The sequence below is a fragment of the Kitasatospora sp. NPDC001539 genome, assembly GCF_040298565.1.
Taxonomy (GTDB): Bacteria; Actinomycetota; Actinomycetes; order Streptomycetales; family Streptomycetaceae; genus Kitasatospora.
This window is the reverse complement of sequence record NZ_JBEPAK010000255.1, coordinates 1-10,075: the sequence shown is the minus strand read 5'-3', so window position 1 is coordinate 10,075 and position 10,075 is coordinate 1. Positions and strand designations below refer to the sequence as shown.

Below are 10,075 nucleotides of genomic sequence, written 5' to 3'. Positions count from 1 at the left end.
GGGCCGGGGAGGGCGGCGTCCGGGCCGTGGACGCCGCCTGGTTCCTCGGCTCGGCGGCGGTCGGGGCGGCCACCCACGTCGCTTGGGACGCGTTCACCCACGGTGACCGGCTGGGCGTGCGGCTGCTGCCGGTCCTGGAGCGGCGGGTGGCCGGGACGCCCCTCTACGAGGCGATGCAGTACGGGACTTCGGCGCTCGGGCTGGCCGCGATCGCGGGCTGGGCGGCGCGTGCGGTGCGGGTGGCCGAGCCGGTCCGCCCCGCCGTGCGGCCGGGTGCCCGGACCCGGCGGGTGGCCGTCGCGGCGCTGGGCGCGGCGACGGCGGCCGGGGTGCTGCACCGGCTGAGCCCGCTGCGGCGGAACCTGGTCCCGGAGGTCTGCTTCGGGGCCGGGGCGGGATTGGCGGTGGGCGCCGTCGGCTACGCGGCGGCGGTGGCGGCCGCCCGCCGGTGGCGGGGCGGGCGGCCGGCGGCGGACCCGGGGGCCCGTACCGTCCCGACGGCCGTCAGGCGGAGCGCAGTTCCGCGTAGCGGCGCAGGAACAGGGCCTCGGTGAGGGCCATCCGCTCCAGCTCCTGCGGGTCGACGCTCTCGTTGACCGCGTGGATCTGAGTGGTCGGCTCCTCGACGCCGATCAGCACGATCTCGGCCTTCGGGTAGAGCGTGCGCAGGGTGTTGCAGAGCGGGATCGAGCCGCCCTCGCCGGAGGCGACCATCGGGGTGCCGAAGGCCTCGGCCATCGCCTCGCCCATCGCCTCGTACGCCGGGCCGGTGATGTCGGCGCGGAACGGGGCGCCGTTGCCCTGGCGCCGGACGGTGAGCCGGGCGCCGAGCGGCATCTGCGCCTCCAGGTGGGCGACCAGCGCGTCCTGGGCGGCGTCCGCGCTCGTGCCCGGCGGGACGCGCAGGCTGATCAGCGCCTTCGCGGCGGCCTGGACGGAGGAGGTGGCGCCGATCACCGGCGGGGCGTCGATCCCGAGGACGGTGACGGACGGGCGCGCCCACAGCCGGTCGGCGATGGTGCCGGTGCCGGTCAGGGCGACGCCGTCGAGCACCTTGGCGTCGGCGCGGAACTGCTCCTCCGGGTACTGCACGCCCTCCCAGGTCTGGTCGGCGGTCAGCCCGGCGACCGCGACGTCGCCGTTCTCGTCGTGCAGCGAGGCGAGCACCCGGACCAGGCACTGCAGCGCGTCCGGGGCCGCGCCGCCGAAGGCGCCGGAGTGCAGGTTGCCGCCGAGGGTGCTGACCGAGGCCTCCACCACCGTCATGCCGCGCAGCGACGCCGTCACGGTGGGCAGGCCGGGGGCGAAGTTGCCGGTGTCGCCGATGATGATGGCGTCGGCGGCGAGCAGCTCGGGGTGGGCCTCGGCGTAGCGCTCCAGACCGCCGGTGCCCTGCTCCTCCGAGCCCTCCACGATGATCTTCAGGCCGACCGGGTAGGCGTCCCCGTACACCTGGCGCAGCGCCCGCAGGGCGGTCAGGTGCATCAGGATGTTGCCCTTGCAGTCGGCGGCGCCGCGTCCGTACCAGCGGCCGTCACGCTCGGTCAGCTCGAACGGCGGGCTGGTCCAGCCGGCCTCGTCGAGCGGGGGCTGCACGTCGTAGTGCGAGTACAGCAGGACGGTCGGGGCGCCCTCGGGGCCGGGCAGCTCGCCGTACACGGACTGGGTGCCGTCCGGGGTGTCCAGCAGCCGGATGCCGGTCAGGCCCTCGGCGGCGAAGGCGTCGGCGACCCAGCGCGCGGCCTTCTCGCACTCCTCGACCGGGAACTGGCGCGGGTCGGCGACCGACGGGAAGGCGACCAGTTCGGCGAGGTCGGTGCGGGCACGGTCCATCAGGGACCGGACGGCGTCGGCCAGGGGCTGTGACATCGGGGCTCCGAGGGGGCGGTCCGCCCACGGGGTGGTGCGGGCGGAGGGATCGGTCGGGGTACCGCCGATCATAGGCGGCGGTGTTCGCCGGGCGGTGCTGAGCCCGGGGGGCCGTGCGGACGCATAGGATTGCTCGACGTGACTGACTCCGGAAGCTCCGATTCCCGTAGCCCGCTCGACCGTACGACCGCGACGACCGCGCCCGTCGGCAGTGAGGCGTCCGCACAGGTGTCAACGGCGTCCCGGAAGGCGTCCGCGGAGGCGTCCCGGGAGGCGTCCACGGAGCCGGCGGCGGAGTCGGTGGCGTCGACGGAACAGCTCGACGGCGTCTGGGACGTCGTGGTGGTCGGCGCCGGGCCGGCCGGGGCCTCCGCCGCGCACGCCGCCGCCGCGCAGGGCCGCCGGGTGCTGCTGTTGGACAAGGCCGAGCACCCCCGGTACAAGACCTGCGGCGGCGGCATCATCGGCCCCTCCCGCGACAGCCTGCCGCCGGACTTCGAGCTGCCGCTCCAGGACCGGGTGCACGCCGTCACCTTCGCGTACGACGGCCGGTACACCCGCACGCGCCGCTCCGAGCGGATGCTGTTCGGCCTGGTCAACCGGGACGAGTTCGACCTGCGCCTGGTGCAGGCGGCCAAGCAGGCGGGCGCGGTGCTGGTCACCGGGGTGACCGTCACCGGGGTCGAGCAGCGCGGCGGCGAGCACCGGACGGCGCTGGTCACGGCGGCCGACGGGCGCACCTTCGAGGCCCGCGCGGTGGTCGGTGCCGACGGCAGCGCGAGCCGGATCGCCCGGCACGTGGGCGTCACCTTCGACCAGATCGACCTGGGCCTGGAGGCGGAGATCCCCGTCCCGCCGGAGGTCGCCGCGGACTGGTCGGGCCGGATCCACCTCGACTGGGGCCCGCTGCCGGGCAGTTACGGCTGGGTGTTCCCGAAGACCCGGTCCGGCACGCTGACCGTGGGCGTCATCTCGGCGCGCGGCGACGGCGAGCGGACCAAGCAGTACCTCGCCGACTACATCCGGCGGTTGGGCCTCTCCGGCTTCACCCCGCGGATCGAGTCCGGCCACCTGACCCGCTGCCGCGCCGAGGACTCGCCGCTCTCCCGCGGCCGGGTGCTGGTCGCGGGGGACGCGGCCGGGCTGCTGGAGCCGTGGACCCGCGAGGGCATCTCCTACGCGCTGCGCTCGGGCCGGCTGGCCGGCGAGTGGGCGGTGCGCGTCGCGGAGGCGGGCGACGCGGCGGCGGTGCGGCGCGAGGCGCTGAACTACGCCTTCGCCGTCAAGGCCGGACTGGGCGTGGAGATGCGCGCGGGCAAGCAGCTGCTCGGCGCCTTCGAGCGGCGGCCGTACCTGTTCCACGCCGCGGTGTGCCTGGTGCCGGCCGCCTGGCGGGCCTTCGCCCGGGCCACCCAGGGGCACACGACCTTCGCCCAGGTGCTGCGGCAGTACCGGGCGGCGCGACGGCTGACGGCGATGGCGTCGAGGTAGCGGTTCCGGTGCCTCCGGGCCGGCCTGACACGGCGTGGTGACGGGCGGAGCGGAAAAGCAATGGCGGCGGTGGCCCGCCCGGCGGTGTGATCAAGGCATGACCGACGCACCGGAGTCCTCCGCACCGTCCCGCGCGACACCCGCGCCCGGGGCGGGCGGCCGCCTGCCCGCGGCTGTGCGCCGCCGTCTGCACCCGGATCCGACGGTCCGCCGGCTGGCCGGGACCACGCTCGTCAACACCGTGGGGGACGGCCTCTCGCTGTCCGTCGCGGTGCTGTTCTTCACCCGCGTGCTCGGCCTGAGCGCGGCCCAGTTGGGCGTCGGGATGACCGCCGCCGGGCTGTGCGGGGTCGCCGCCAGCGTGCCGGCCGGCCGGGCCGCCGACCGCTGGGGCGCCCGGCGGGTCCTGGTGGCGCTGGTCGGGGTGGAGGCGGTCGGCACCGCCGGGTACACGCTGGTGCACAGCTATCCCGCCTTCGTCGCCGTGGCGTGCGCGGTCGCGGCCGTCGACCGGGGGGCCGCGGCGGTGCGGAACGCGCTCTACGCCGAGGTGCTGCCCGCCGAGCGGCGAGTGGCGGGGCGGGCCTACCTCCGGGTGGTGACCAACGTCGGCATCTGCGGGGGGACGGCCCTCGGCGCGGTCGCGCTGCAACTGGACACCCGGCCCGTCTACCTGACGGCGATCCTGGCCGACGCCTGCTCCTTCGCGGCCGTCGCCGTGCTGTTCCACCGCCTGCCGCGCGCCCTGGCCGGGCCGTCGACGGCCGAGGCCGACGCCGACGCCGGGACCGGGCACGGCACGGGAGGCACGTCCGGCACCGGCACGGCGAGACCCGCCGGCCGCTCGGAACGGGACATGGAGCGGGGCCGTCGGCGCAACCCGGCGCTGCGGGACGGCCCGTTCCTGGTCGTGACCGTGCTGTGCTCCGTGCTCGCGCTGCAGTTCGCCGTCCTGGAGGTGGGCGTTCCGCTGTGGATCGTCCAGCGGACCGAGGCGCCGAGGATCGTCGTCGCCGGCGCCCTGGTCCTCAACACCCTGGTGGTGATCGCCCTCCAGGTGCGGGCCACCAGCGGCACCGAGGAGCGGAGCGCGGCCGCCCGGGCATGCCGCCGGGCCGGCCTGGTGCTCGCCGCCTCCTGCCTGGTCATCGCCCTCGCCCACGGACTGCCCGGCATCCTCGCCGCCGTGGTGGTGCTCGCCGGCATCGCGCTGCAGTCGCTCGCCGAGGTGCTCGGCCAGGCCGGGAGCTGGGCGCTCAGCTACGACCTCGCGGGTGAACACCACCACGGGGCCTACCAGGGCGTGTTCAACGCGGGCACGGCGGCCGCGATGACGGCCGGCCCGGCGGTGGTCGGTACGGCCGTGATCGGCTACGGCCCGGCGGGATGGGCCGTGCTGGGCGCGGTGCTGGCGGGGGCCGGCGTGGCGATGGGCCCCGCCGTCCGGTGGGCCGGACGGCGGGAGCTGCGGGCGCGGGCGGTCTGAGACCCGTGCGGCCTCGCGCTGCTCCCGGGCTGCTTCCGTGCTGCTCCCGCGCCGCTCGGGGCTGCTCCCGCGCTACTCCCGGACGATCGCCGTCGCCTCGATCTCGATCAGCACGTCCGGCCGGAACAGCGCGGCGACCTGCATCGCCGAGGCCGCCGGCAGCGGCAGGCCGTCCAGGTACTCGTCGCGGGCCTCCCGGACGGCCGCGAGGTAGGAGATGTCGGTCATGAAGAAGGTGAACTTCACGACGTCGGAGAAGTCGGCCCCGGCGGCGGCCAGGCAGCGGCGCAGGTTCTCGAAGACCTGCCGCGCCTGCGCCTTGGGGTCGCCCTCGCCGACCAGGTTCCGGTGCTCGTCGAAGGCCACCTGGCCGGAGACGTGGACCAGCCGGCCGGTGCCGGTGACGACCTGGGTGTAGCCCGTTCCGGGCGCGACGCCGGGCGGCTCGGTGATGTGCGTGAGATGGGTGGTGGTCACGGCGCAGGATCCTGCGCCATCGCGCGTCCCGGCCGCAAGCGGTAACTCCGGCTGCGGACCAGGCCGGGGCCTGAACCGGCCGGCCGGGGCCGGGGCGCGCCGACCGGCCCTTCAGCGCACGACTTCGGGCAGTTCGCGCCGGAACGGAAGGTCAGCGACGGGCAGTTGGGCGAGCGGGCCGGCCGAGCGCAGCACCACGTCCAGCACGGCGTCCGATTCGGCGGCGTAACCGCCGCTCGCCCAGGCGGCGTTGGCCTCCACCACCGCCCAGCCGCCGTCGGTGCGCCCCACGTCCACCACGACCGCGCTCGGCAGCGGGGCCTGCGCGGCCGAGGCGGCCAGTACGTCGCGGGCGAAGGCCAACACCTCGGAGCCGTCCCGCCCGAGCGGCGCGACGGACAGTTCAGCCTCCTCCGCGTAGCGCGACCCCGCCCGCACCGCGCCGTCCAGGACGAACAGCCGGTACTCCGCACGGAAGCGCACCACCTCGCTCACCAGCACCGGCGTGTCGCCGTCCAGCAGTTCGGGCCCGGGCAACGCACCGCCGTCCGGGTAGACCCGGGCGGCGAACGCCTTGTCCGCCGGGGGCTTCACGAAGGCCGGTCCGCGCAGCCCGCGGGCCTCGGCCAGGGTCGTGGCGGCCACCCGTCGCCCGGTCAGCGCCAACGGCAGCCGGACGAGCCAGTCCTCGGCCGGCTCCAGCAGGGCCAGGCCGAGCTCCCGACCGACCGCGTCGCCGAACAGCGGCCCGCCGTACACGTGGACCGGCGCGCCGAGCAACTCGCGCGGCGCCTGCCAGCCCGTCGCGGTGCGGGCCCGCAGACCGCGCAGCCCGGCGGCGGTGCGCAGCCGCCGGCTGGTCTCGTTGACGCGCGGTGCGAGCAGCAGGACGGGGGAGGCGGTGGTCATGCCGTTCATGCTGTCGGGACCGCGACCCGGGCCACCAGTGGTTTTCCGTCCGGTCGCGCCGTCCCCCGGCCGTCCGGGTGGCGGGCGCGGCCCGGGCCGCGATCGGCCGGCTGCTCTGGCCGAGGGGCGGGTGGGCGTGCCAGAGTCGTCCGGGCGCGGTCCGGACACCCCGGCCCGCGCCCGCAGTCCGACCCACCCTCAGCCGGAAGGCAGGCCCACGCCGATGACCAGCGCAGAGCCCCTCGTTCGCGTCAGCACCGCCGATGCCGTCACCACGCTCACCCTCGACTCGCCGCACAACCGCAACGCGCTCTCCTCGCGGCTGATGGCGGAGCTGCACGCCGGACTGGCCGTCGCGGCGGCCGACCCGGACGTCCGCGCCGTGGTGCTCACCCACACCGGCAAGGTGTTCTGCGCGGGCGCGGACCTCTCCGAGGCGACCGGCGCGGACCCGACGGTCGGCCCGCGCGGCCTGGTCGAGTTGCAGAAGGCGATCGTGGACTGCGTCAAGCCGGTCATCGCCGTGGTGGACGGACACGCCCGGGCCGGCGGCCTCGGCCTGATCGGTGCGGCGGACCTGGCGATCGCCGGACCGGCCGCGACCTTCGCCTTCACCGAGGTCCGGCTCGGCCTCGCGCCCGCCGTCATCTCGCTGCCGCTGCGTCCGAAGCTGGACCCGCGCGCCGCCTCTCGCTACTACCTCACCGGCGAGGTCTTCGACGCCGCCGAGGCGGCCCGGATCGGCCTGCTGACCCGGGCCGCCGAGTCCACCGAGGACACCGCGGTGGTGCTGAAGGGGCTGCTGGACGCGCTGCGCCAGGGCTCGCCGCAGGGACTGGCCGAGTCCAAGCGGCTGGCCAACGCCGAGGTGGCGCGCTCGTTCCAGCGGGACGCCGACGAGCTGGTGCAGCTGTCGGCGCGGCTGTTCGGCTCCGCGGAGGCGCAGGAGGGGATGCGGGCCTTCCTGGAGAAGCGGCCGGCTGCCTGGGTGCGCTGAGGCCGGCAGAGTCGAAGGTGCCGTTGCCGAACCCGCCGTCGCCGAACCTGCCCTCGCGGGGGCCGGGGGCCGGCTCGGCTCGGCGTGGCTCGGACGGCTCGGAATCAGCGGATGGCCGCGCCGTCCCGCCAGAGACCGAGCAGGTCCCGGTCGCCACTGACCTCGACCCGTTCGGCAGGTCGCAGGTGCCCCGCCGGCTCCGCCGTTGCGTTCCGGCCGGCGGGGTCGTGCCGACCGCTGGGGCTGCTCTGGCCGGTGGGCGCCGGCCGGTCGACCGTCAGGCGGTTCCAGAGCAGCAGGTAGAGCTCGTGCGCCGGGCCGGTGAGCGTCAGGTCGGCCGGTTCCGGGCTGTCCTCGGTGGTGACGGACAGCGGCTCGTCGGTGATGGTCAGGCGCCAGCACCCGGGGCCGTCGGTCGTCCGGACCCGGACGGTGCGCGGGCGCTCGCTGCGCACCGTCGACCGACCGCCGACCAGGAAGCCGCGCAGCAACTCGTCGATGCCGTCCAGGGCGAGCACGGTGTCCACGGCCGGGCCCGGCGAGCCGGCCGCCGCGTCGGCGTCGAAGCGGTGCACGGCGGTCTCGTGCGCCTGGCGCCGGGCCCAGAAGGCCAGCGGGCTGGTCGAGGGCAGGAAGCTCCAGCAGTCGACGTCGGCGGGGGCTTCGCTGAGCACCGTCACCAGCGCGGCGTGGCCCTCGCGGAACCAGTCGAGCAGCGCGGCGTCCGACGGGTCCGGGCCGATCAGCTCCTTCAGGGCCGCCTCGTCCATCGGCGCCCGCAGGCCCTTCGCCGGGTGGGCGGCGGCCCAGCGGTGCACGCGGCCGACGTGTCGCACCAGGTCGCCCAGCCGCCAGTCCGGGCAGGTCGGTACGGGGGCGGCGAGGTCGGTGCGGGCGGCGGCCTCGGCGAGCAGGGTGCCCTCGCGGCGCAACCCTTCGATGTGGTCGGGGATCTCCATGGGGGCGAGTCTCCCATCCGCGCTCGAACACAGTGGCGGTTTTCGGACGGCCGGAAGTCCGGTGCCGGTGGTGCCGGTGCTGCCGGATGGCCTGGTGTGATGTCGGCCTCCCGGCGGCCGGGCCGATGCTACGGGCCGGTAACGTGAGCGCATGCCGATAACCCGTTCCCTTCTGTCCGCCGTCCGGACCGGTGGCCGCCGGGCTGCCGGGCACCTCGTCCACCGGGGCTGGCGCTGGGTGCAGCGGACCGGTGCGGTCACCAACCGCAACCCCGGCCCGTACCGATTCGGCGAGCTGGGGGACGGCACGTCCCTCGCCTTTCCGCTCGGGGCGGTGTTCAACGAGCGGTGGATCACCATCGGGCCGTTCTCGATCATCGGTGAGCGGGTCACCATCAGCGCCGGTTTCCTGCCCGGGCTCGACCTCGGACCGGAGCCGATCGTGCGGATCGGCGGCGGCTGCGTGATCGGACGGGACAGCCACATCGTCGGCCACCAGTCGATCGTCATCGGGGACGACGTCTGGACGGGGCCCGGCGTGTACGTCAGCGACCAGGCGCACGAGTACCGGGACACCGAACTGCCGATCGGCAAGCAGTGGCCGCGCAACGAGCCGGTGGAGATCGGCTCGGGCAGTTGGATCGGCACCGGCGCGGTGATCATGCCCGGGGCGCGGATCGGGCGCAACGTGGTGGTCGCCGCCGGGGCGGTGGTGCGCGGGGAGGTGCCCTCGCACTCCGTGGTCGCGGGGGCGCCCGCCAAGGTAGTGCGCCGCTGGACCGAGGAGGAGGGCTGGCAGCCGCCGCTGCGCCACGAGCCGCCCCGGCCGGTGCCGGACGGCGTGACGGCGGAGCAACTGCGCGCCCTGGTCGGCTGGGACCTGAGGCTGCCGGGGAAGCAGGAGCAGCAGCAGGACTGAGCGCCGCCCGCCCCATTCGCGCCACCCGCCGGGCCCGCCCCACTCGCGCCGCCCGCCCGACCCGCCCCACTTGCGCCGCCGGCGCCGTCGGGAACGGCGGCACGGGCGCGGCGCGGTGCGACTACCGGGCGGTACAGGACTGTTCAGCGGCGCGCGCGGCGATCGCCGCGGTGATCCGCAGGGCGTCGGCCGGGCGGGACGGATCCAGACCGGTGAGCACGGCGATCCGGCGCAGCCGGTAGTCCACGGTGTTGGGGTGCAGGTGCAGGGCGCTCGCGGTGTGGCGGCGATTGAGGCCGCCGGCCAGGTGGGTGCGCAGTGTGGTGAGCAACTCCCCGCCGTCGGCCAGTGGTTCGAGTAGCGCGGCGAGCCGGGCGCGGGCCCGGCTGGGGCGGGTCAGCTGGTACTCCAGCAGCACGTCGTCCAGCCGGTGCAGACCGGGCGGGCGGCCGAACGCCCGGGCCACGTCCAGGACTTCGTACGCCAGCGCGGCCGCGCCCGGCACCTCGCCGGGGGTGGCGGCGGCCGCTCCGGCCAGCACCGGCGCCCCGGCTGCGCGGGCCGCGGCGGCCAGCGCAGCGGCGAGCTGCGGCCAGGGCGCCTCGCCGGCGGCCGCGTCGGTGGGCTCGGACTCGGGCTCCGGATCGAGCGGCAGCAGCACGAGGCCGCCGACCGGGGTGAGCGCGGTGAGGGCCGACTGCCGGGTGCGGTGGTCGAGTTCGGCGGCGAAGCGGCGGAGCTTCCGGTGCGCGGCGATGCCCGGGTCGACGCCGGGGGAGCGTTCGTCCGGGTGCTCGGCGATGGCCAGGCAGAGCACCGCGTAACCGGCCGGCAGCCGGATGCCGGCGCGGGTGGCGGCCTCCTCGGCGGGGGTGCCGGCGAGCAGTGCGCTGAGCAGGGACTGCCGGGCGGTGTCGTGCCGGTCCGCGCTCGACTGGGCGCAGTGCGGCGGGCTGCCGCTGGCCGGG

General features: G+C 76.3%; 10 protein-coding genes. 5 read left to right on the top strand and 5 right to left on the bottom strand.

Annotated elements, in window-relative coordinates; translation table 11 throughout:
- On the top strand, nucleotides 1-554 hold a 554-nt coding region (locus ABT247_RS28075), incomplete at its 5' end, for a DUF4184 family protein (RefSeq protein ID WP_350747745.1).
- Here the strand turns inward: ABT247_RS28075 and ABT247_RS28070 are convergent.
- Nucleotides 505-1,869: a dipeptidase gene (locus ABT247_RS28070; RefSeq protein ID WP_350747743.1), complete on the bottom strand. Its 1,365-nt coding sequence runs from the start codon at nucleotides 1,867-1,869 to the stop codon at nucleotides 505-507. The genes ABT247_RS28075 and ABT247_RS28070 overlap by 50 nt on opposite strands.
- Nucleotides 1,870-2,169: 300 nt before the next feature.
- On the opposite strand from ABT247_RS28070, the gene ABT247_RS28065 reads away from it, so the two are divergent.
- Together ABT247_RS28065 and ABT247_RS28060 are read left to right on the top strand one after the other, a co-directional pair.
- Nucleotides 2,170-3,360 (top strand): geranylgeranyl reductase family protein, encoded by a 1,191-nt coding sequence (locus tag ABT247_RS28065; RefSeq protein ID WP_350747740.1) that lies wholly within the window; start codon nucleotides 2,170-2,172, stop codon nucleotides 3,358-3,360.
- Between the two features lie 97 nt (nucleotides 3,361-3,457).
- Nucleotides 3,458-4,846, top strand: coding sequence for an MFS transporter (locus ABT247_RS28060; protein WP_350747737.1), 1,389 nt, complete (start codon nucleotides 3,458-3,460; stop codon nucleotides 4,844-4,846).
- A 72-nt stretch (nucleotides 4,847-4,918) separates the two neighbouring features.
- On the opposite strand, the gene ABT247_RS28055 is transcribed toward ABT247_RS28060, so the two are convergent.
- A complete protein-coding gene (locus ABT247_RS28055; RefSeq protein ID WP_350747734.1) occupies nucleotides 4,919-5,323 on the bottom strand; it encodes a RidA family protein in 405 nt (134 codons plus the stop codon).
- Nucleotides 5,324-5,434: 111 nt separating this feature from the next.
- The gene (locus tag ABT247_RS28050) at nucleotides 5,435-6,232 is read right to left on the bottom strand and encodes an ATP-grasp domain-containing protein (protein WP_350747731.1); all 798 of its coding nucleotides are present in this window, start codon (nucleotides 6,230-6,232) and stop codon (nucleotides 5,435-5,437) included.
- 223 nt (nucleotides 6,233-6,455) lie between these two features.
- Between ABT247_RS28050 and ABT247_RS28045 the strand changes: the two genes are divergently transcribed.
- A complete protein-coding gene (locus tag ABT247_RS28045; RefSeq protein ID WP_350747729.1) occupies nucleotides 6,456-7,229 on the top strand; it encodes an enoyl-CoA hydratase family protein in 774 nt (257 codons plus the stop codon).
- Between the two features lie 104 nt (nucleotides 7,230-7,333).
- On the opposite strand, the gene ABT247_RS28040 is transcribed toward ABT247_RS28045, so the two are convergent.
- Nucleotides 7,334-8,188, bottom strand: a complete 855-nt coding sequence (locus tag ABT247_RS28040) for a maleylpyruvate isomerase family mycothiol-dependent enzyme (RefSeq protein WP_350747726.1) — start codon at nucleotides 8,186-8,188, stop codon at nucleotides 7,334-7,336.
- Between the two features lie 151 nt (nucleotides 8,189-8,339).
- Here ABT247_RS28040 and ABT247_RS28035 point away from each other — a divergent pair, with 151 nt between their 5' ends.
- On the top strand, nucleotides 8,340-9,107 hold the full coding sequence (locus ABT247_RS28035; RefSeq protein ID WP_350747723.1) for an acyltransferase: 768 nt from the start codon (nucleotides 8,340-8,342) through the stop codon (nucleotides 9,105-9,107).
- A 121-nt stretch (nucleotides 9,108-9,228) separates the two neighbouring features.
- Here the strand turns inward: ABT247_RS28035 and ABT247_RS28030 are convergent.
- Nucleotides 9,229-10,075, bottom strand: an 847-nt coding sequence (locus ABT247_RS28030) for a PucR family transcriptional regulator (RefSeq protein WP_350747721.1), incomplete at its 5' end; no start/stop codon positions are given.